This is a genomic window from Archangium lansingense (genome assembly GCF_026626635.1).
GTDB classification, from domain to species: Bacteria; Myxococcota; Myxococcia; order Myxococcales; family Myxococcaceae; genus Archangium; species Archangium lansingense.
Window position 1 is genome coordinate 10,808,195 of record NZ_JAPNKA010000001.1, and the last position, 21,625, is coordinate 10,829,819.

Annotated in this window: 18 protein-coding genes; 9 read left to right on the forward strand and 9 right to left on the reverse strand. The window is 67.0% G+C overall.

All coding sequences use genetic code 11. The features are described from left to right. The first annotated feature begins 6 nt into the window (after positions 1-6). The 3 genes from OV287_RS43095 (at position 7) to OV287_RS43105 (ending at position 5,624) form a co-directional block, all read left to right on the forward strand. A complete protein-coding gene (locus OV287_RS43095) occupies positions 7-2,658 on the forward strand; it encodes an amidohydrolase family protein (protein ID WP_267539866.1) in 2,652 nt (883 codons plus the stop codon). 59 nt (positions 2,659-2,717) lie between these two features. Further along, entirely contained in the window at positions 2,718-3,509 is a 792-nt protein-coding gene (locus OV287_RS43100) for a hypothetical protein (protein ID WP_267539867.1), read from the forward strand. Between the two features lie 303 nt (positions 3,510-3,812). Continuing rightward, positions 3,813-5,624: a two-component system sensor histidine kinase NtrB gene (locus OV287_RS43105; RefSeq protein ID WP_267539868.1), complete on the forward strand. Its 1,812-nt coding sequence runs from the start codon at positions 3,813-3,815 to the stop codon at positions 5,622-5,624. A gap of 17 nt (positions 5,625-5,641) precedes the next feature. Here OV287_RS43105 and OV287_RS43110 read toward each other — a convergent pair whose 3' ends face one another. The 3 genes from OV287_RS43110 to OV287_RS43120 are packed head-to-tail and all read right to left on the reverse strand — an operon-like array spanning position 5,642 to position 8,226. Further along, positions 5,642-6,154 (reverse strand): SET domain-containing protein-lysine N-methyltransferase, encoded by a 513-nt coding sequence (locus tag OV287_RS43110; RefSeq protein WP_267539869.1) that lies wholly within the window; start codon positions 6,152-6,154, stop codon positions 5,642-5,644. Between the two features lie 54 nt (positions 6,155-6,208). Next, a complete protein-coding gene (locus tag OV287_RS43115; RefSeq protein ID WP_267539870.1) occupies positions 6,209-6,820 on the reverse strand; it encodes an SAM-dependent methyltransferase in 612 nt (203 codons plus the stop codon). Further along, positions 6,790-8,226: an APC family permease gene (locus OV287_RS43120; RefSeq protein WP_267539871.1), complete on the reverse strand. Its 1,437-nt coding sequence runs from the start codon at positions 8,224-8,226 to the stop codon at positions 6,790-6,792. The genes OV287_RS43115 and OV287_RS43120 overlap by 31 nt, the downstream gene beginning before the upstream one ends. A gap of 301 nt (positions 8,227-8,527) precedes the next feature. On the opposite strand from OV287_RS43120, the gene OV287_RS43125 reads away from it, so the two are divergent. Beyond that, positions 8,528-8,806 carry a DUF485 domain-containing protein gene (locus OV287_RS43125; protein ID WP_267539872.1) on the forward strand — a complete coding sequence of 93 codons (279 nt, stop codon included), beginning with the start codon at positions 8,528-8,530 and terminating at the stop codon, positions 8,804-8,806. Positions 8,807-8,822: 16 nt separating this feature from the next. Next, positions 8,823-10,448 carry a sodium:solute symporter family transporter gene (locus OV287_RS43130; RefSeq protein ID WP_267539873.1) on the forward strand — a complete coding sequence of 542 codons (1,626 nt, stop codon included), beginning with the start codon at positions 8,823-8,825 and terminating at the stop codon, positions 10,446-10,448. 57 nt (positions 10,449-10,505) lie between these two features. Here the strand turns inward: OV287_RS43130 and OV287_RS43135 are convergent, their stop codons facing one another. Continuing rightward, the gene (locus OV287_RS43135; protein ID WP_267539874.1) at positions 10,506-10,901 is read right to left on the reverse strand and encodes a RidA family protein; all 396 of its coding nucleotides are present in this window, start codon (positions 10,899-10,901) and stop codon (positions 10,506-10,508) included. Between the two features lie 169 nt (positions 10,902-11,070). Here OV287_RS43135 and OV287_RS43140 point away from each other — a divergent pair, with 169 nt between their 5' ends. Together OV287_RS43140 and OV287_RS43145 are read left to right on the forward strand one after the other, a co-directional pair. Then, a complete protein-coding gene (locus OV287_RS43140; RefSeq protein WP_267539875.1) occupies positions 11,071-11,382 on the forward strand; it encodes a hypothetical protein in 312 nt (103 codons plus the stop codon). Then, positions 11,345-12,001 (forward strand): RNA methyltransferase, encoded by a 657-nt coding sequence (locus tag OV287_RS43145; RefSeq protein ID WP_267539876.1) that lies wholly within the window; start codon positions 11,345-11,347, stop codon positions 11,999-12,001. Before OV287_RS43140 ends, OV287_RS43145 begins: the two co-directional genes overlap by 38 nt. 3 nt (positions 12,002-12,004) lie before the next feature. On the opposite strand, the gene OV287_RS43150 is transcribed toward OV287_RS43145, so the two are convergent. After that, positions 12,005-13,195 (reverse strand): GNAT family N-acetyltransferase, encoded by a 1,191-nt coding sequence (locus OV287_RS43150; RefSeq protein ID WP_267539877.1) that lies wholly within the window; start codon positions 13,193-13,195, stop codon positions 12,005-12,007. 200 nt (positions 13,196-13,395) lie between these two features. Between OV287_RS43150 and htpG the strand changes: the two genes are divergently transcribed. Beyond that, complete coding sequence (gene htpG / locus OV287_RS43155; RefSeq protein WP_267539878.1) at positions 13,396-15,414, forward strand: molecular chaperone HtpG; 2,019 nt, start codon at positions 13,396-13,398, stop codon at positions 15,412-15,414. A 78-nt stretch (positions 15,415-15,492) separates the two neighbouring features. On the opposite strand, the gene OV287_RS43160 is transcribed toward htpG, so the two are convergent. The 3 genes from OV287_RS43160 to OV287_RS43170 form a co-directional block, all read right to left on the reverse strand. Continuing rightward, complete coding sequence (locus tag OV287_RS43160) at positions 15,493-16,062, reverse strand: hypothetical protein (protein WP_267539879.1); 570 nt, start codon at positions 16,060-16,062, stop codon at positions 15,493-15,495. Positions 16,063-16,212: 150 nt separating this feature from the next. Beyond that, a complete protein-coding gene (locus OV287_RS43165) occupies positions 16,213-16,434 on the reverse strand; it encodes a hypothetical protein (RefSeq protein ID WP_267539880.1) in 222 nt (73 codons plus the stop codon). A gap of 5 nt (positions 16,435-16,439) precedes the next feature. Further along, the gene (locus tag OV287_RS43170; protein WP_267539881.1) at positions 16,440-16,751 is read right to left on the reverse strand and encodes a hypothetical protein; all 312 of its coding nucleotides are present in this window, start codon (positions 16,749-16,751) and stop codon (positions 16,440-16,442) included. A gap of 31 nt (positions 16,752-16,782) precedes the next feature. Between OV287_RS43170 and OV287_RS56735 the strand changes: the two genes are divergently transcribed. After that, a complete protein-coding gene (locus OV287_RS56735) occupies positions 16,783-18,978 on the forward strand; it encodes an Ig-like domain-containing protein (protein ID WP_267539882.1) in 2,196 nt (731 codons plus the stop codon). A gap of 437 nt (positions 18,979-19,415) precedes the next feature. On the opposite strand, the gene OV287_RS43180 is transcribed toward OV287_RS56735, so the two are convergent. Beyond that, positions 19,416-21,227: an OmpA family protein gene (locus tag OV287_RS43180; RefSeq protein ID WP_267539883.1), complete on the reverse strand. Its 1,812-nt coding sequence runs from the start codon at positions 21,225-21,227 to the stop codon at positions 19,416-19,418. Positions 21,228-21,625: the final 398 nt, after the last annotated feature.

The following is a 21,625-nucleotide window of genomic DNA, read 5'->3' on the forward strand; positions in this document are numbered from 1 at the left end:
CCGCGCATGTCCCAGGTTCCGCACGGCAGATTGCTCGCAGAGATCGAGGCCTGGCCACTCGGCTCGGTGCTTGCCTATGAGCAACGCACGACACAGTTGGTCCGCACGGACATGGCCATCCTGAACCCGGCCACCGCGCGGCTCGCCGCGGGGCTGGACGAACACCTGCGCATACGCGCGAGCGGAATGAGCCTGGCCAACCTCTCGGTGCTCAGGGACAGTGCCTGGTTCCTGATGGCCGATGACTCGGTCACGGGTCCATGCACTGTCACACTCGCGCGGTACCTGGTTCAACGCGCGGAGCTGTATCTCGAGCGGGGTGGTATCCGCACCGTCCTCAACACCGATGCGTCCGAGCCAGGCAGGGGCACCGCCGAACGTGCCGCCCACTGGCGTTGGCTGTCCTTGCGGCTGCCGTGCGACCTGCTCGTCTCCGCGTTGTACGCCCCCAACTCGGCGCGACCTCCCACGGACCACGTCTCGATTGCGACGGAGCACCTTCGGCGCGTGCTGAAGGATCAGCCCGTGGCGGACAGCCACCTGCACGTCGGTGCGGCCTTCGGCTTCCCGGTTCTCTGGAGCACTTGGATGGTCTGGCTGGCCCGCAACGGTCCGATACCGTCAGACCTCTCCGACGAGCATGTCCCGTTTGGCACAGGCGAGGCCTTCCGGGGGAAGCTGCTGGCAGCCGCCCTCTGCCGTCTCTTCCTCGCCTCCTTCCTCCGTGCTCGCGAGGTAGGCGCCACCACGGAAGACTTCGGCGCCTTTTCGTATTCGGGGCTGCGGCGGATCTGCGAGCGGCTCGACTGGCCGGAAGGCGAGAAGCTGGCATTGCAGGTGTGCCACCAGGCCCTCGCGGATGTTGCGGGGACCGCTCCGGGCCCCGCGTTCGCGAACGCGCAGCTGCTCTATTCGCAGCTCTGCGACGAGTCAGGAAGGATGGAGTTGCGGGAGTACGATGACCTCTTCCGCGCAGATCCCCTCGACAGCTGGCTTCAACCCCAACGGGACGGAGCATGCTGCGAGACACTCTTCGCGTCGCGCGCGCTCCGGTATCTCCTCCAGGAAGGCTCCACGGATGCGGGGTTCGCCGAGATCTTCTGGCAGTACCAGCGCATCCGCTGCCTCGCGCACAGCTATCTCGTCCAGGAACCCGGCACCTCTGGCCTGGACTGGTTCCGGCGCTTCTACGATCGGATCTCCGCATTGCGCGGGCCGCTAGACGGGCAGAAGTACGTGGCGGCCTTGCAGCACCAGTCCGTGGACCTGACGCTCGGAGCGCTGGAGGTACGCACCGCGCCCCCTTCGGATTGGACGGAAATCCGCGATGAAGTCCGGCGGCTGGCCTCGGCGGGAGAGCAGCGGAGGCCCACTCCGGGGACGGACGGCAAGAGACCCGAGCTGGGCCTCGTCTTCCACTTCATCAAGAGGAAGCAGGCGCGCGGAACGAATCAGCTCTACGCGGACCCCAGCCAGGATCCCACCGGGTATCGCCATGGCTCATGGTTCTCCGATCGCAGGCGTGAGGTGCTCGCACTCCAGGAGGCACTCGAGAACCACCCGGAGCTGCTACTGCTGATCCGGGGCATGGACGTCGCGAGCTCCGAGTTGGCCGTCCCCACGTGGGCGACGGTGGAGCTGCTCGCCTCGGTTCGCCAGGCCTCGGTCACCGCCTCGGAAGCACTGCGCCAGCTCAGACCCAGCTGGAACGTGCCTCCGATGCGGTTGACCTGCCATGTTGGGGAGGAGTTCTCCCGGCTCGTCGAAGGCGTGCGCCGGGTCCACGAGTTGTATGAGGCCGGCCTTCTGCGGAACGGAGACCGCATCGGGCATGGACTGGCCCTGGGAATCGTCCCGCGACTCTGGGCGGACTCGGCCACCCTCGTCGTGCAGACCGCCGAGGATCGCCTGGATGATCTGCTCTGGGAGCTGGATCGCTACGGGAGTGGGAATGTCCCGGCCCATCCAGGCCGGGTGGAGCGGGTTCGCGCGGAAGCGGATCGACTGGCATGGCGCATCTATGGTGACGCCAACTCGAATCTGACCGCTCTGTCATTCGCTCGCCGCAGACGGCATCAGCCTAACGAGCTCCTGCTGCGGGGCTTCCCAGATGGACCTACACTCAGAGAGGACCCGCTCCCGCTGTCCTTGTACCTCACGGACTCCAATGTGTTCCGCCGAGGGCAGCAACCCGTGGAGGTACGGGTCGATGATGCCGAGGTCCGCTTCCTCGAGGATGTGCAGCGCTGGCTCCGAAGTGAACTGGCCAGGCTCGAAATCACGGTGGAGACCAACCCGTCCAGCAATCTCCTTATTGGAGATCTCCTCGGCGTAGAGGAGCACCCGGTCTTCCAACTCGCGGAGCGATGGCTGATGCCTGGCGGTGCCGCAGCGGAGACCGGAGCCGGCGGGGGTGACCATTCGGAGCTGCTGGTCTCCATCAACTCGGACGACCCGATCACCTTCGCCACGCGGCTGGCTGACGAATACACGTATCTCTATTTCGCGCTGCTCCGGCGTCGTGTTCCTTCCGCACGGGCACTCGGCTGGATGGACGAACTGCGCGCCCGCGGCATGCGTGCGCGTTTCACGGCGGAGGCCAGCGCGGACCAGTCGGCGCTCCAGCTTATACTATCCACCACGTCTCCAGTCGGGTAGTAGAGTGCGACTCTGGAAGTGAGTAGGGGTAAAAGGGACATCAGGAGGAATCGGCGCGCATGGCGGACGAGAAGAGCCAGGAGAACGGTCGGCTGGGCTCATTCCAGCTCGGCAGGCGGTACAAGGACGGAAACATGGAGGCGGAGCTCGGTCGCCTCTACGAGGCGTACCATGTGGACACGGGTAACGCCGCCATGGTGCTGCTCCCCAGCCCGGCCTGGGAATCAGAGGAGGCCTGGGAGGTGCGCGCCTCCTCGCGAGCAGAGCCTCCTCACATGGTGCTGGAGGTAGTGCGAGCCCCCGCCTCCGGGAAGCTGAGGGCCCTGTCTCGGATGTTGGATGTGATGGCTGCCGCGCTCAAGCGGGTAGAGGATAACGCGCAGGCGCGCACCCACCTGCTGGAGGGGCGGTGGGGGCTCCTGCTGCACCGGGCTCGATGCGCGTACCGTTGGCTGTCTTCCTGGGAGGGCCTCGCCGTCGCGGGGCTCGCCGTGCTAGCGCTGGGCGTGGGGCATTGGCTGCTCCTCCCGGGTCGAGGCCAGGCACCCAGCTCCACCACTCCCGCCCATGGCGTGGCCCAGGGGGCTTTGCCCTACGTCGATGCGCCGATGCTGATCGACAAGCCCGCCTCTGGCATGGAGGTTCTCGCCTATCCCCTGCCAGACAGGCCGTTCCGCAACCAGGCCAAGGCCCCCTGCAAACCCAGAGAGGGCGAGGTGGAGATCAGCGGCGGGTGCTGGGTAGAAGTCGCCAAGAAACCACCCTGCTTCGAGAACCATGCCGAGTACCAGGGCAAGTGCTACCTGCCGGTGTCGCTGAGGAGTCGCGAGCCGCAGGCTGTCCAACCGTGAGGCCAGTCCCCGACTCTCGTCCGTAGAGAAAACTTCCGAGTGGGTGTGTGTGCCCTGTCCAACACACCACGCACCGTGATGCGCCATGTTGGGCCATCAACGTCTGAATCCGCCTGAAGCGCCGGTCAGGCGCCGTGCGGTGGGCGAGCGTGTTCTCCTGGCATCTCAGGCATCTCCGGACGCCGAAAAGCACGGAGGGAGACACCAATGCCCATCACGTCCACGCTGGAGACAAGGCTGCACGGCGCCAGGTCGTCGCAATCCTCCGTGCCCTCGTTATCGCGCCGTGGCCTATGGGCCCGAGTGCTGACACGACTGGACGCATGTCTCTCGGAGCCACTGCGCCAGGGCTCTCCCGTGGAGCTCAGCCGCGGCCGGCTGTTGGTGGGCATCCTCGGGATGTTGCTGCTGTTCAACCTGCTGGCCCTCTTCTTCTACGTGGGGAGGAGCCCGGACCCGTTGCGCACCGGTGTCGTCCAGTTCACATGTCTGGTGATCTTCCTCGCCACGTTGTGGAGGCTGCGCCGGGCCAGCTCCATCCGGGTGCCGGCCTGGATCCTGAGCTTCCTCGTGACGGCCGCCATCAGCGTCGAGTCCTGGAAGGCGGGGACGCAAGCGGTGGCTGTGAACACCATGGCCATGCTGGTACCGATGTTGACCGTGTACCTGCTGGGCGTGCGCTGGGGCCTGTTCTTCACCCTGCTCGCCGCCGCGAACATGGGCCTCGTCCACCCGTATCTCTTCCCTCCGCCCGGCGGCCTGGCGCTCAACCTCTTTTCCGCACTCTTCGTGCTGTGCGGGTGGCTGGTGAGCTGGATGTTCCTCGCCTCGCGCGACGAGGCAGACGCGGCGCTCGAGCAAGCGCTGCGAACGCTGCGCGAGAGCGAGGAGCAGCTCGTCAGCCTCGTCGACAGCACGGATGATCCGGTGTGTTCCCTCGACACGGTGGGCCGGATCCTCACCCTCAACCAGGCGGGAGCGGAGCTGTGCCGCCAGCTCTTTGGGGGAGAACCCCTCCCGGGCACCTCCCTCTTCGATGCGCTCTCCCCGGGGCAGCGGGCCCTCTGGAAGGAGCGGGCCCAACGGACGCTCGCCGGGGAGCGTGTCCGCGTCCAGCAGGGTCTCACGCTGGAGGGCCGGCCGCGGGTGATGGACATCAACCTCAACCCCATCCTCGGGGCCGATCGGCGCCCGGTAGGGATGACGCTCTTCGGGCGGGACATCACCGCCCTCAAGGAGGCCGAGGCGCGGCTGGGCGAGACGCACCGCAACCTGTTGGACGTGTCACGCCATGCGGGCATGGCGGAGGTGGCCAATGGCATCCTCCACAACGTGGGCAACACGCTCAACAGCGTGAACGTCTCCGCGGGGTTGCTCGCCCAGCGGCTGCGCAACCTGCGGGTGTCCGGCCTGACCAGGGCCTCGGAGATGCTGCGCGAGCACGCGCAGGACCTGGGCGCCTTCTTCTCCCGGGACCCGCGAGGCCAGCAGCTCCCGCAGTACCTGGAGCTGCTCTCCCGGCACCTCTCCGAAGAGAAGGAGGGACTGTTGGCCGAGACGCAGATGCTCGATCAGAACGTGGAGCACATCAAAGCCGTGGTGGCCATGCAGCAGGCGCACGCGCGCGTGACGGGCATGGTGGAGCAGGTGTCCGTGCCCCAACTCCTGGACGATGCCCTGCGGCTGCACGCCGCGTCCTTCGAGCGGGTGGGCATCCAGGTACGTACCGACTACGCCGCCCGGCTCCCCCTGGTGATGGTGGACCGATACAAGCTGCTGCAGATTGTCATCAACCTGCTGAGCAACGCACGGCACGCGCTGCTCAACAGCCACCGGCCGGACAAGCACCTCTCTCTCCGAGTGGAACGCAGCCCCGGGGATCGGCTGCGCATCCAGGTGGCCGACAACGGCGTGGGCATCCTCCCGGAGAACCTGCCGCGCATCTTCACGCAGGGCTTCACGACGAAGGAGGATGGGCACGGCTTCGGCCTGCATATCAGCGCGCTGTCGGCCGAGGAGCTGGGGGGCACGCTCCTGTGCATGAGCGCGGGTCCCGGCCAGGGAGCCACCTTCACCATCGAGCTGCCGGTCAACGGAGGGGAGCCCCGAAACTGAGGCGGCGCCCGTCAGGGTCATCCCGTCCAGGAGGCCCGCGTGCGACGCAACAGCCGCAGGATGTGCGGGGCGAAGTCCGAGCGGAAGGCAGCGAGCTGGGCCTCGTCGAGGTACCTGGCGCCCCGAATCCACCCGACGCAGTGTGGGGCCTGGCAGAAGCATCGGAAGGGCGTCGCCAGGTCCCACTCCGTGGTCAGGTAGTTGAACGTCACCTCCTGACCCGGCTCGAGGTCCACAGCAGCGATCAGCCGGGCCCGACCAGGCCCCGCGCTCAGGTCGATCCGCGCGTTGGGTGCGCACGCGTGGTTGATGAAGTGCCAATCCGCCTTGGGTGACTCGACGTGCAGCGCCTCATCCACCTGGAGCGTGTACTTGCCGGGCTCGTGGCAGAGCGAGCCGTCGAACACGAGCAGTTCCTGGCCGCTCGCGACGGCCCGGGTCGTGACAACGCACTTCCCCTCCGCGCGGTCGAGCACGGCGATCCGTGAAGGTTCCGAAGGGGGCGGCACGGCCTGCTCGCGTTCGCTCATGGGGCGAGCCCTAACACCGGGTCCGCCCCGCTTCCAGCTCCGGCACCGAGGTCATCACCGGACGTGGGAGGGGTTCTCCGGCACTATCCACAAGTAGAGGGTGCTCCCGTCGGCCTCGACAATCCTGTCCGGCTCCCACCCCTCGATGTCAAAGGCATGCGAGACGATGCGTGTCCCCGGCTTCAAGTCCTCGAGCAGCTTCGGCTTCAGCCGGTTGTTGACGCTCGGCAGCAGGTACATCGTCACCACCGTCGCCTCGCCGAAGTCCGACTTGAAGAGGTCCTCCTGTCGGAAGTCGGTGAGCTGCTCCACGTTCGCCGCCTTGGCGTTGGCCTCCGCCTCCTGAACGCGCTCGGGGTTGATGTCGATGCCCACCCCGCGCACCCCGAACCGCTGCGCCGCGGTGACGACGATGCGCCCGTCTCCGGAGCCCAGGTCATAAAGCACGTCCCCCGGCTTCACGTCGGCCAGCTCCAGCATCGCGTCCACCACCCCCTGCGGGGTGGGCACGTACGGCACATCCGGCGCACGCTCGGGGAGATCCGACCGGCCCAGGTTGGGCGGCTTGTAGATGAACTCGCCTTCCTGTCCCACGGCGGGCGCCCCACCCGCGAGCCCCAGCGCGCTCAACAGCGCTATACCGACCGTGGCCTTCCGAATCCCCATGACTTGCGACCTCCAGGTGAGGGTTTGCTGCGTGGGTGGCCCGTGCGCCGGTGCATGAGCGCCAGAGGAATCAGTCCGGTGGCCAGAACCGCGACTCCGACGAGCGCTCCGGCCCCGGTGTAGGCCAGGCTCGAATAGAGGAGGTACGCGCACGAGGCGCAGAACAGCAGCGGGGTGAGTGGGTAGAGCGGCACGCGGAAGGGCCGAACCACATGCGGCTCGCGCCTGCGCAGCACCAGCAGCGAGACACCCGACAGCAGGAAGAAGAACCAGAAGACGGGCGCGGTGTACTCCACCATCGTCTCGAAGCCGCGGCGGGTGATGAAGCCCACGCCCACCAGAGCCAGGGAGATGGTGCCCTGCACCAGCAGCGCGTTGACTGGAGCACCCGCCCGCGCGCTCCACCGCCCCAGGGGGGAGAACAGCGGGAAGTCCCGCCCCAGCGCGTAGTGGGTGCGAGAGCCCATGAGGATGGTGGCGTTGGACGAGGTGAGCACCGCCGCGCAGATGATGACGCTGATGAACTGGGCCCCCGAGGGCCCGGCCACGCGCTGCATGAGCTCCGCCGCGACCGCGTCCGATTGCCCCACCCCCGCCAGTCCCAACCCCCGCAAGTAGGCCGCATTGGCCAGCAGGTAGAGCGCGGTGACGGCCACCATGCTCCACAGCAACGCGGACACGATGCTTCGGCGGCCTCCGCGCAGCTCACTGGAGATATAGGCCGCCTCGTTCCAACCGCCGTACGTCAGCAGCACGAACACCATGGCCAGGCCCCAGGCGGCATGGGGAGGCCCGTCGGACGTCACCGGAGCGGCGGGAGCCGGAGCAGCGGGGACAAGGAAGAGCCCGACGATGATGACCAGCCCCAGCCCCGCAACCACGGCCACCGTGAGCAGGTTCTGCGTCCACTTGCCCAACTGGATGCCGGCCACGTTCAGCCCGGTGAGCACCACCACGGAGAGCGCTGCATAGAGAGCGGAGGAGTGCTCACCCAACGGCAGCAACTGGGAGGCGTAGTCCCCGAAGATGAAGCCCAGCAGCGCAATGGAGCCGGTGGGGATGACGGTCAACCGCGCCCAGGCGAACAGGAAGGCCAGCGACCTGCCGAGGGCCCGGCGCAGGTAGTGGTAGTCCCCTCCGGCATGAGGCCAGGTGCTGGCCAGCTCCGCGTAGCACATGGCCCCGATGAGGGAGATGAGCCCGCCGAGCGCCCAGAGCAGCACCACGGAGACGGGGCCCGTCGCGTTCTGCGCCACCAGGGAGGGCGTCCGGAAGATGCCCGCCCCCACGACGATGCCCACCACGAGCCCGACAGCGTCCACGACACGCAGGCTCGGCAAGGGAAGCGCCGCGGACCCATCCGGCACGGCCGGCTGCCCCTCCCTCTGGTACCGCTCGCGCCTCATGGGTGTCTGCCCCCTGGATGTGTGAAGGGATGGACACCTGGCGGACCCAGGGCAATGTGCCCCATGAACCGTCCCGCCACCGAATGCTCGGCGGGGTTCCAGCGAGGCGGGGGGCTGGTGTTACCGGCGTTACCTTGGTGACCGGAGACGTTACCTTTCGAAACGTCTGACGCGTCGTGGCAGGCGCCAAGCTCCCGAGAACATTCATGCTGCGGCCTGGAATGAGCGTTGCTCATAGAAGGCCCGCGATGAAGCTGCACCCTCAGCGCCGCTGAGAACCCCTCGAGGAGACCCCATCACCATGTCCCAGAAATCCAAGGCGGATGAGCTTGAAGCCCTGGCGGCGGCGCGCTGGCGCGTGGCCGCTGTCCTCACCGCTGCCATGTTGATTTCCTATTTCGGCTTCATCCTGCTCGTCGCGTTCGACAAGCCCCTCATGGGCAAGCAGATCGCCCCGGGGCTGTCCCTCGGCATCCTGCTCGGAGCGCTGGTCATCGCCTCCGCCTGGGTGTTCACCGGCATCTACGTGCTGTGGGCCAACCACCGCTACGACAAGGCCCTTCACCAGTTCCGCCGCTGAACCAGGAGCCACGCGAATGAATCCTCAACAGGCACAGACCTCGATCGGCGAGCCCAACACCACGGCCATTGTCTTCTTCCTGGCCTTCGTGGGCCTCACGCTCGCCATCACGTATTGGGCGGCGCGCAAGACGAAGACGACCTCGGAGTTCTTCGCAGCCGGAGGAGGCGTCACCGGCCTCCAGAACGGCTTCGCGCTCGCGGGCGACTTCATGAGCGCCGCGAGCTTCCTGGGCATCGCTGGACTGGTGGCGCTCTCTGGCTTCGATGGCCTCATCTACTCGGTGGGCTGGCTGGTGGGCTGGCCGGTGGTGACGTTCCTCATCGCCGAGCCCCTGCGCAACCTGGGCAAGTACACCTTCGCGGACGTGGTGGCCTACCGGCTGAAGCAGACGCCGGTGCGCATCTCCGCCGCGTTGGGCACCCTGACCGTGGTGGCCTTCTACCTCATCGCCCAGATGGTGGGCGCCGGCAACCTCATCCGCATGATGTTCGGCCTGAGCTACGAGGCGGCCGTCCTCATCGTGGGCGTGGTGATGATCCTCTACGTGCTCTTCGGCGGGATGATCGCCACCACGTGGGTGCAGATCGTCAAGGCGGTGCTGCTGCTGGGCGGAGCGTCGGCGCTGGCGGTGATGGTGCTCGCGAAGTTCAATTTCAGCCCCCTGGCGCTCTTCCAGGAAGCGGCCAACCAGTACGGCCCAGAGGTGCTGGCGCCGGGCAAGCTGGTGTCCAGCCCGCTGGAGGCGGTGTCGCTGGGCCTGGCGCTGATGTTCGGCACGGCGGGCCTGCCCCACATCCTCATGCGCTTCTACACGGTGCCCAACGCGAAGGCGGCGCGCAGCTCCGTGTTCTACGCCACCGGCCTCATCGGCTACTTCTACCTGGTGACGTTCATCCTCGGCTTCGGCGCCTCGGTGCTGCTGGGCCGCGGGGCGATTACGAGCGTGGACAAGGGCGGCAACATGGCGGCGCCCATGCTGTCCGAGGCGGTGGGCGGCACACCCTTCCTGGGCTTCATCTCCGCGGTGGCCTTCGCCACCATCCTCGCGGTGGTGGCCGGACTGACGCTGTCGGGCGCGGCGGCGCTCTCGCACGACCTGTGGACGCACGTGGTGCGCAAGGGCAAGTCGCCCGAGCACGAGCAGCTCCGGGTGGCCAAGCTGGCCAGCCTGGGCCTGGGCATTCTCGCCATCCTCCTGGGCATCATCTTCAAGGGGCAGAACGTGGCCTTCATGGTGGGCCTGGCCTTCGCCATCGCCGCGAGCGCCAACTTCCCTGCCCTGCTGCTGTCCATGTCGTGGAAGGGCTTCACCACCCACGGCGCGGTGGCCAGCATGGTCACCGGCACGCTCAGCGCGGTGCTGCTCATCTTCCTGTCGCCCACGGTGCAGGTGGATCTGCTGGGCAACAAGGAGGCGTTCTTCCCGCTGAAGAACCCCGGCATCATCACCATGCCGCTGGCCTTCCTGGTGGGCTGGGTGGTGTCGCTGGTCGCCCCCGAGCCCGAGGCTTCCAGCCGCTACGCCGAGGTGAAGCACCGCATGCACGTGGGCGCCGAGGCTGATGCGTCCGAGCCCTCGGGCACCACCACTCCCGCGGAGGCCACACCCGTGAGGACCCCGGGCACCCAGACCACCTGAGCAATGCCCCCTCTCCCTCTGGGAGAGGGTTGGGGTGAGGGTCTTCCCTCCCCCCGCTCAGGTGGGTGGCACCACCGCGATGCAGTCGATCTCCACCCGCGCGCCCTTGGGGAGACCCGCCACCTGCACGGTGGTGCGCGCGGGCGGAGTGCCCGGGAAGTAGCGCCCGTACACCTCGTTCATCTCGGCGAAGTCCGCCATGTCGACGAGGAAGACGCCACAGCGGACCACGTGAGAGAAGTCCAGGCCGCCGGCCGCGAGCACCTCCCGCAAGTTCTCCATCGCCCGAGCGGTCTGCACCTTCACGCTCCCCTGGACCAGCTCGCCGGTCGCGGGCTCAATGGGCGTCTGTCCCGAGAGAAAAACCATCCTCCCCAGGCCCACCTCAACGGCCTGCGAGTAGGGACCAATGGCCTTCGGGGCCTTGTCGGAGTGCAGCGTGCGGCGAGCCATGGAGACCTCCAGAGGGGCGTGTCTACCACGCGTTCTCGCAATGGGCCGCGTTCAGTACAGGACGCCCCCAGCCATCCGCACGTGGGATGGACGGGCGCGGAGATGAGCTCCCGCCCGGTGAGGCTGGCATGCTCGGCCTCCCATCACCCCGCCCCTGAGGAGTCTTGTCATGAGCGTACGTACGATGTTGCTGGCTCTCTCCACCACGGCGCTGACGGCCCTGCTCGGCTGTGCCAGCACCCCGGCCACGGCCACGAAGTCGGAGGCTTCGCACAGCGAGACGGAAGCGAAGGCGTGTAGCTGCGCCCACAAGGCCCAGGAAGGCACCGCGCAGGCGGCGGAGGGCCATGCCACGGGATGTAGCTGCCCGCACTGTGGACACGCCGCCAAGGGCGGTGAGGGCGAGGCGTCTGCCTGCGGCTGCTCGCACAAGCACGAGGAGCATGGCGGCTCCACTCACGGCGACGGCCCCCAGGGCTGAGCTCGAGGCAAGCGAGAACGTGGTCCGCACCGAGCACGACGCACTGGAGCTCATCCGCACGAAGCGTGTCGTCACCGAGGTGCCGGCCAGCGGGATGACCTCGCTCGTCGAGGCGGTGGCCGGAGGCGCCGTGCACGGCAGCTGGCGCACGCACGCCAAGGGCCGGCTCATGTACCGGCTCGGCCGAATACTGAGGGCATCGGAGGACGTGCTCTCGGTGCGGCTCGTGGAAGGCACGGTAGCCTTCGTGGACCCCGTGCTGTGGGCGGTGGTGTACCGCGTGGCCATGGAGCCCTCGCGCCGCCGCCGCTCACTGGAGGGACTCTCGCCCCAGGCCCGCGCCCTGCTGACGGCGGTGGAGCGGGACAAAGTGGTGCGCCTGGAGAAGAACAGCGAGTGGACGAAGGGGCGCGAGGCCCTGGAGGAGCGGCTGCTCGTCCACGTCTCCGAGGCCGAGCCCGAGGAGGGCCACCACGTCACCGTCCTGCGCTCCTGGAGGGACTGGGTCTCTCCCACGGTGGAGGAGGCTGCCGAGTCCCTCACCTATGACGAGGCGCTCGCGCGGCTGCGCGAGGCCTGTGGTGGAGCGCCGGCGGGGCTCGGGCCGTGGGTGCTCTGAGCCTCAATACATGTCGGGCATGGCGGGCGGGGGTCCGGAGAAGAGCACCGTGGCCGTGCGCAGGGAGGCCTCGTCGGACTCGAGCGCCCCGGCGATTTGGAGGGCAGCGGGCGAGAGGAAGCCGCTGTAGAGCGGAGCGAGCGCCCGCACGTGCAGCTTCATGTCGCCATCCCCTCCGGGGCGAACCTCGGCCTCGCCGTTCTCCACCTCCAGCACGAAGCGGCCGCGGTTCTCTGGGAAGAGGTCATCGTCCACCTCCAGGTGCAGCGCCCCCGAGAGCCCAGCCGGGTACCCGCGAGCCTGGAGCGCGGCGGGTACGTCCAGAATGCGCAGCATCCAGTGGAAGAGGTGCTTTACCTCGTACGACTGCTCGCGCAGCAGGAAGAGGAGCGGATCCGCCGGCCCGCCCCGCCACACCACCTCCCGGGCCAGGGAGCGGTGATCTCCGATGAAGCTCAGCAGCCGCCGGCCCGCCGCCGGGGTGAGCGCAATCAGGTCAGTGAGGTTCAACTCCTGGAGGAGGTTGTGCGGCTGGGTCCGGCGCGTGAGGAAGAGGTAGCCCTCGATACCGGCGCTGCCCTCCACCAGGTAGCCATAGGCGGTCTCCCCCCTGGGGTGGGTGACGCGAGTCCAGGTATAGGCCGTGCGGTCGATCCACCCCTGCTGACGCTGAGCGTAGCGGCGGTAGACCTCGCGGAGGGCCGGCAGGTCGGACGCCTCCACGGGCCGCAGAGAGAGGGAGCGCTCCTGGAGGTCGATTCCATGGAGCTGCACGCGGATCTCGAAGCGCGAGCCGGCCTGCTCGAAGCCCACGCGCCGGTAGAGCGGCTGGGTGGCCGGGTAGAGGCTGGCGAGGGGAGCCCCCTGGCCGCGCAGCTCCCGGAGGGCCTCCTGCATGAGACGGGTGGCCGTCCCCTTGCCGCGGCAGGCGGGCGCCACGCCCACCCCGCCGATGCCCACCATGGGCACCCGGCGTCCGCAGAACCACTGCCCCATGGGGATGAGGACAATGGTGGCGGCCACCCCGCCCCCCTCGCGCAGCACCCGCGCGTGGGCCCCGGCTGCCTCGGCCTTCTGCGACCAGCCCCGGGTCTCTTCGGGGGGAAGGGCAAAGGCCTGGGACCGGATGTCCTCCGCCGCGGCGAGCTCCCGCTCCCCCTGCGGCGGACCAAAGTGCGACGTCGTCGTATCCAAGCTGACCTCCCGGAGTCAGAGGAGGCGCAGCCTAGGACAGATGGACCCCACCCGAGCGGCCCGAATCGCCTCCGCCCTCCCCGGCCCACCGGGCAGGCACGCCAGGGCCTCCTCGGAAACCGCCTCATGCCGCTGGACAGCCCGTTTTGCATGGTTACAGGGAGGGCGATCGCGCCCCGCGATGGGCGCCCGGAGGAGACATGTCCGTCGACACCCAGCGGGAAACCCACAAGTTCCAGGCGGAGATCAACCAGCTCCTGAACCTGGTCATCAACTCCCTCTACAGCCATAAGGAGATCTTCCTGCGCGAGCTCGTCTCGAACGCGTCCGACGCGCTCGACAAGCTGCGCTTCCGCTCCGTCACCGAGCCCGAGCTGCTCGAGGGAGCCTCCGAGCTGGAGGTCCACCTCATCCCGGACGCGGAGAAGGGCACGCTCACCATCGAGGACACCGGCATCGGCATGACGCGTGACGAGCTGGTGAAGAACCTGGGCACCATCGCCCACTCCGGCTCGCGCGAGTTCCTGGAGCTGGCGGCGCAGCGGGGCCAGAAGGACGTCAACCTGATTGGCCAGTTCGGCGTGGGCTTCTACAGCGCCTACCTGGTGGCGGACCATGTCGAGGTGGTGAGCCGGGCGGCGGGCAAGGACACCCAGGCCTGGAAATGGATCTCGGACGCCAAGGGCTCCTTCACGGTGGAGCCGGCCGAGCGCACCACGCGCGGCACCTCCATCACCCTGTACCTGAAGGAGGACCAGAAGGACTTCCTGGACGAGTGGCGCCTGCGCTCGCTGGTGACGCAGTACTCGGACTACGTGAACCACCCCATCAAGCTCCAGGTGAAGAAGACCACGGGCGAGGGGGATGCGCAGAAGACCGAGACGAAGCTCGAGGTGGTGAACAAGGCCAGCGCCCTGTGGCAGCGGTCCAAGAGTGAGATCACCGACGAGCAGTACCAGGAGTTCTACAAGCACCTCACGCACGACTGGGAGGCGCCGCTGGCGTGGACGCACTTCCGGACCGAGGGCAACCAGGTCTTCACCGGACTGCTCTTCCTGCCGAAGAACCCGCCGTTCGACCTGAACGCGGCGCAGCAGCGCGGGGTGCGGCTGTTCGTGAAGCGCGTGCTCATCATGGACCGGTGCGAGGAGATGCTGCCGCAGTGGCTGCGCTTCGTGCGGGGCGTGGTGGACTCGGATGACCTGCCGCTCAACGTGTCGCGCGAGCTCTTGCAGGACTCGGCGGTGGTGAAGGCCATCCACAAGCACGTGACGAAGAAGACGTTGGACATGCTGGAGAAGCTGGCCAAGGACAAGCCGGAGGACTACCGGGCGTTCTGGAAGAGCTTCGGCACGGTGCTCAAGGAGGGCCTGGCGGTCGACACCGAGTACCGCGAGAAGCTGGGCGCACTGGTGCGCTACGAGAGCTCGCGCGAGGAGGGCCTCACCTCGCTGGCGGACTACGTGTCGAGGATGAAGGAGGGCCAGAAGGCCATCTATTACGTCTTCGGCGAGTCGAGGAAGGCGGTGGTGGACTCGCCGCACCTGGAGGCGCTGAAGAAGCGCGGGTACGAAGTGCTGTACATGACGGACCCGGTGGACGAGTGGGCGGCGCAGGGGCTGAAGGACTTCCAGGACAAGCCGCTGGTGTCGGCGATGCACGCGGACCTGAAGCTCGAGGAGACGGAGGAGGAGAAGCGCGAGAAGGAGCAGCGCGCCAAGGGGCTTGGACCGCTGGCGGACCGGATGAAGGAGGTGCTCAAGGAGCAGGTGCGCGAGGTGCGCGTGTCGGACCGGCTCACGGACTCGCCGTGCTGCCTGGTGGTTCCCGAGGGCGGCTCGCACGCCTACGTGGAGCGGCTGCTGCGCGAGCGGGGCCGGGGCATGCCGCGCGCGAAGCGGATCCTGGAGGTGAATCCCACGCACCCCATCATCGAGCACCTCAAGGCGCTGCAGGAGAAGGAGCCGGCCTCCGCGCAGGTGACGGAGTGGGTGGAGATGCTCTACGACCAGGCGCTGCTCACCGAGGGCAGCAGCGTGGAGGATCCGAACCGCTTCGCGCGGCGGATGACGGCGCTGATGACGCAGCTCGCGGGACCGCCGAAGCACACGCCCGCGGGCGCGGTGGCCGCCGGCCCCGAGACGCCTACGTCGGAGGCGGAGCCCTCGGAGGGCGCCGCGGTGGCCGCCGGTCCCGAGACGCCCGTCCGGCCCAACTGAGCGGCGGGAGCGCGTAGAAAGAAAGGGGCGAGGCACACAGCCTCGCCCCTTTTTCACATCAGGGAGTGGACCCGCTGACTACGGAAGCAGCACTTGGACGCCCACGCCCATGCTTACGCCAGCCCAGGTGCGAGTGCTCTTGACCTGATCACGGAGGGCCCCCACCTCATGGGCTTCGCTGGGAAGCGGGGCCGCGCCGTTCTGGTACCTCTCTTCGATCTTGCCGGTGTCATAGAGAGACATGCCGAAGAGGACCCCGCCCGCCGCCAAGGCGGCAGCACCCACACCTACGGAACCCCAGGCCAGCCCCCTCTTCCACCCGAGGCCCACCTCGACCTTCATTTTCGCGCTCAGCCCGCCCACCTCTGCCATGAGGGTGTGCTCCCCCGTCGCGGCAGGGGCCCATAAGGTGGTGCTGAAATCCAGCGTCTTCCTCAAGTCGACGAAGAAGCACGCCAGGTGCCCCTCTCCCAGTACTTCCCGGGCGTACTGCGGCAGCAGCTGCCCCTGCTCCGGTTGCCATTCCCGGAACGGCCTCGGCGAGGTGAAGCGGGCGGAGCTCTTCGCCTCCTCCCGCTCCGGCTTCTCGCTGGCGGCAACTTTCAACAGGTCGGCCTGCTCCGGCGTCTTCGTCGTGGTGGCGCTCACCCTCCACCTTCAACCAGAGCTCGCCTTCCCTCTGAAGAACCACCTGGGGCATCACCCTCCTGGCCCACCCTCTACGGTGGGGTACTCCGACAAGCTCCTAGCTGGGTCGACTGGAACCGTCTCCTCGCTTCTGAGCGCGCTCCCCAATCCTCAGGCGTCAACGCTCACGTTCAGCAGCCCAAGCGGGATCATTTCCAACCGGCGCCCGACCATCATAGGCAACAACGCGCCGGCGAATACCAGGTCGTCCTCTACCTGAACGATGTCGAGGTGGGACGAACCTTTTCCAATGGCAGTGGCGCCTTCAACTTCACGGTGCCGCAAAACCTCTCTGACGGCCTCTATACAATGAAGGCGGCCATCACGACTCAAGGAGTCTACAGCACCAAGAGCACGGGCCAGAATTTCACCGTGGACACCACGGCCCCCCTGGTGCCCGTGGTGGAGAAGTTGGGGAAGTTACCGGGAAGAGCGGCGAGTGAGGGCATGCTCATCGGCGGACCCGATCTGGAGACAACCCCAAGCAATACACTCTTGGTCAGCGGGAAGGCAGAGGCCAATAGCAACGTGACGGTGACGGTGACGGTGACGGTGAAGCTGCTCGGAGTCCCCGCCGCGACACAGCCGGACACCGCGACCCCCACGGCCAACGTGAGTGCTCCAGCCAGGCTGGGATTCAGGCTGGACACACAAGCTCCTGCGATCCCCGCTCTGACGCACGTGGCCAGCATCGACGTGACGACGGCGGGGACCACCCCGGTACGCATCCAGACACAGTGGCCACGGCTCAAGGGGAGGTCGGATCCCGGGAACCGGGTGCAACTGACCCTGAGCTGGACGGGAGGAACCACGCAGACGGTGATCACCACGACCGCGGACAACGCGGGCAACTGGAGTGTCGTTGCACCCGAAGCACTGAGTGAGTTCAATCCCACCACGAGCCAGTTCGAGTACACACTGGACGTGAAGGCGTTCGACGATGCGGGCAATCCCAGGGACGGCGCGGCGCGCAAGATCCGCGTAGATGTGACGCCCCCCCTCAGACCCGTAGTGGGGACGCTCGGCAGCACCTTGACGCCAGCGACCGAGGGCATGCTCATCGGCAAGCCCAAGCTGACGATCGGTCTGGCCGGCCTGACGAACAACAATCTCCGCATCAGCGGCAGCGCGGAGCCCGGAAGCTCGGTGGTCTTGAAGCGGATCCCCCTGGATCCAACGAAGCTGGTGGACGAGTCCATGCCGACCGCCCCGAGCGGCTCCTGGCAGCACGACTGGACGGGCAAGGAGAGCGGAGTCTACGCCGTGGAAGCCTCGGTAAGGGATGAGGCTGGCAACGAGAGCACCCCGCTGGCGTTCTTCTTCGAGTTGGACCTGATTGCTCCAACCGTCACCAGCTCCGGACAACCGGACGAAGGCGTCACCACCGCCTCTCCCGAAATGGCCTTCGCCTTCGCGTTCTCCGAACCCGTGGCGAGCTATGAGTGCACGCTCAACGGCAGGCTGGTGACGCCGTGCGGAAACCCGTTCTTCGACACGGTGGAGTCAGGTCCCTACACCTTCAAGGTCAAGGCGACGGATCGCGCCGGCAACACGACCCCCGAGGCGCAGATTGCCACGCGGAGATGGACCGTGGACACCAATCAGCCCACGGTCTTCATCTTGAACAATGACTTCCCCCCGGGTGACACGAGAGAGACGACGATCACGTTCAGGCTGCAGGCGAACAAGGCAGGCCTGCGGATTGACTGTCAGTTGGATCTCCTGGCCTGGGACGATGATTGTGATTGTACCTCCACTGAAATAGATCCAGCGGCTCCGGATCGCCCCATCTGCATCAAGACCTATCCGCTCTCCGAGGGCCCCCACACGTTCCTGGCGAAAGCCTACTCGTCCGTAACCACTGTCGAGACCCCCGAGAAGTTCTGGGCAAAGCATGAATGGGTGGTGGATACGACGGCGCCCTTCACCTTCGTCACGAGGGCGCCAGAGGCCTGGGTGTCCGGCGACTTCACGACCGTGGAAGTCACCGCACCGACTGAAGCAAAGACGCCAACCTTCCAGTTCACACTGAAAGACCCGAACGGTGTCACCAATGTAAGCGTATCGAAGGAGAAGCTCCGAGCGCTCTCGTTCACGGACAAACCTGATGGGCTTTACACGCTCCAGATCAGGGCGACCGATGAGGCAGGCAACGTGGAGGTCGAGCCCGTGGAGCTCTCCTGGACGGTGGATAGACAGGACCCGGTCGCGCCCCTCGTTCAGCTACCCACAGAAGGAAGGCGCTACAAGGAGCTGACCGTGAAGGGGACTGCGGCTGGTGAGCGCTTCAGCACGCTCTCCGTGTACCTTGATGACGAACAGACGCCCCTTGGAACGACAGTAGTCGGCGACAATGACAATGGGGACTGGGAGCTCACCATCGCTGCTGATCGGAAGCCAACGGATGGTCCTCACTCCGTGAGGTTCAGGCTCACAGACAGAGCCGGAAATACGGGCGAGATGTCGGGGCGGCTCAACTTCGTCATGGACAACAAGTCCCCCAACATAACGATCGACGGGCCTGAAAAGAACTCGTCGAGTCGCTCCGCCACGTTCGGCCTCTCCGCAGATGAAAGTGTGACCTTCAGGTGCAAGCTGGATATCCAAGACCCTGCGGATTGCGAAACGAATGTGTCGTTCGCCGACCTGGAGGAGGGTCCGCATACGCTCATCGTCTACGCAGAGGATGAGGCGGGCAACAAAGCGGAGACGAGCTTCAGCTGGAGCGTCTACCTGGGCCGGGACATCCGAGCCGAAGGCGGAGGGTTGGGCTGCTCGGCCTCGAAGGGGTCTCCAACGCCGTGGCTGCTCGGACTGCTCGGAATCCTGGGCAAGGCAGTCTCCCGTCGCCGCGGAATGGCGGGTAGCAGGCTGTAATGTGACAACGGGTGTGTGGAGGAACCGAGACTCTTCCACACACCCGCCACCCGGTGCTCGCCCTGCGCCGTGAGCGAGGAGGTCTCTCGAGCCAGAGCGCCTCTCGCGCCAGCGAGGCAACGCCGGGAGTGACCTCCTCCAGACCAGTCTGGGACGGGCGCCGCCAGAGACACCTCGCGCCTTGCAGACGCATGGCTCGCCAGGGGACTGGTGCGTCCACCTTACCTGGTTGTGCTTGGCCCCCACGGCGCCCGGCACCCGGCCCGGCCCGACGCAGCCACGAGCCTTCGTAGCGCGCGAAACAGGACCGGGGCAGGACCCGTCAGTTCGCGGTCATCGCCACCGCAAAGCCAACCGGTCCGGAGCCCTCGCTCCTTCCACCAGGGAAAGGAATCCTCAGGTGGAAGGAGGTTGGAAGAAGAGCGGCCACTCGCCTGCTACTTCGGAGCCCCCGCGCCCGACTCGCCGTCACGGATGATGAAGAAGTCCACCCGGCGGTTGTTCTCACGACCGATGGAGGTGGCGTTGCTGTCGAGGGGCCGGTCCGGACCATAACCCCTGGCATCCAGCCGCTCAGCGGCCACGCCCTTGCTGATGAGGTAACGCCTCACTTCATCGGCACGCCGCTGGGACAACCGGCGATTCTCATCACCCAGGCCACGGTCATCCGTGTGCGCCCCCACCACCACCCGGGGAATCTCCGGGTGCTCGTTCATCACCTTCGCCACCCAATCCAGCACCGAGAAGGAACGCTGCTGGATCCGCGCCTGCGAGGCATCGAAGTACACCTTGCCACGCAGCTCGAGTTGCTTGTGCGTGAGGGACACCAGCGGGCTCTCGTGCTCCGGGCAGCCCAGGTTGCTCTCGGGGCCAGGCTGGTTGACGCAGCTGTCCGCCCTGTTGGGCACGCCGTCCTTGTCCGAGTCCTCCTCCGGGCACCCCTGACGCTCGGGCGGGCCGGGCTCGTCCGGGCACGCATCATCATCGTTGGGGATGAGGTCCTTGTCCCGGTCCATCACGGGGCAACCCCGGTTCTCCGCCGGACCTGGCTCCGTCGGACAGTTGTCTTCTTCGTTCCTCACTCCGTCACCATCATCATCGGGCACCGGACAGCCCTGGTTGGCGGCAGGTCCCGGCTGCGCCGGGCAGGCGTCCAGCGTGTCCTCGAGGCCGTCGCCATCGGTATCCCGAGGCGGACAGCCCTTGCGATCGGGCGTACCGGCCAGCATCGGACACTCGTCACGGATGTTGGGCACACTGTCCCCGTCATAGTCCTTGTTCGGGCACTCCGCGGGCGGAAGGGAAAGCCCCAGCTCGCACCTGACGGAGAACTCGCCCGGCCCCTGGCGCGGTGTCACATGTCCAAAGGAGCCGCCCGCGAGCACCCTGAACAGAGGCGTCCCTGGCGTCTTGCCAACCCCAATGCCCGCCAGCCCGAATACTTCCAGCGACGGATTCACCAGGTAGCGCACCCCAGGCATCAACTCCATGGAGCCCGGCTGCTTCGACAGAGGCACCATGCCCCGGACGTTGATCTCCCACCGGGTCCGAGCCCCCGTCGACACCAATGCGGCACCAACGCGCAACTCATTGCCCAGTTCATCCTGGACCTCAGAGCCGACCTCGGTGATGCGTCCACCCGGGCGCACCATCATTCCCACATCCACTGCCGCGCGGAGGAAGCCGAAGCGCCGGCCCACCATCACCCTCGGCAGGTAGCGCAACCCGGCATCGCGCGCGTACCCATCCGCGTTGCCCACATTCAGCCCAACGTCTCCCCCCACCGCCACATCAAACCCGCCCTGAGCGTCCTGGGTGAGCAGTCCCACGCGCACGCCCACCGTGGGCGTCCCCAGCAACAAGGACCTCGCGGCATCCGGGTTCGAAACGCTCGGCCCGAGGCTTTGCAACATCACCACCGGGAGTTGTGCCCCCACCTGCAACCAGTTCATCACTGAATAGGCCGCGGACAGGTGCATCGTGCCTCGCCCACCGATGACCTCTTCCTGCTTGCCCTGCCGGTACAGCATCAGCGGCCGGTGCGCGTAGTGGCCCACGGCAGACAGCCGGAATTGCCCGGCCTGAAGCAGTTCCCCCATGCCCACCACCAGTGAGCCCTCGGCGCCGGGGTTCAACTCCAGTCGTTCCAATTCGAAGGACTTGAATGAGGTCTGCTGCGCGAAGGCCGCCATCCCAGGCAGCAACAGCAACAGAACCAGTGCGCCAGGCGCGAGAATCCTTCGTCCCATGACTCCCCCGCTTCGGGTGAATCGCGGCGCAACACCAGCGCGCCACGGCGTAGAGCTACTGTGCAGCAAGCCGCCGCACTCTAGCAGGGCTCTCACTGGAAATGCGTCCCGGCTTCGTTCTCATCGAGGAGGCCCCTCCTCGAAGACGTCAACACGTCAGTACGTCCTGCTACATGCTTGCCCCTGCCACTCGTGAACCCGTTACGCTCCGAGTATGCATAGGCGTGGACTTGCGGCATTTCGTACACTCTGGCAGGTTTCACCCTGTCCATCAGACCTGTGGAGGGGGGAGCCACCGCACGTGAGAAGAGGACTCGTGAAGGCACAGCCACACGCATGCCCCGAGGCGTGCGTCCGTTCCGGTAGTCGAAGCAAGAGGGTTCTGCTCACGATCCTGC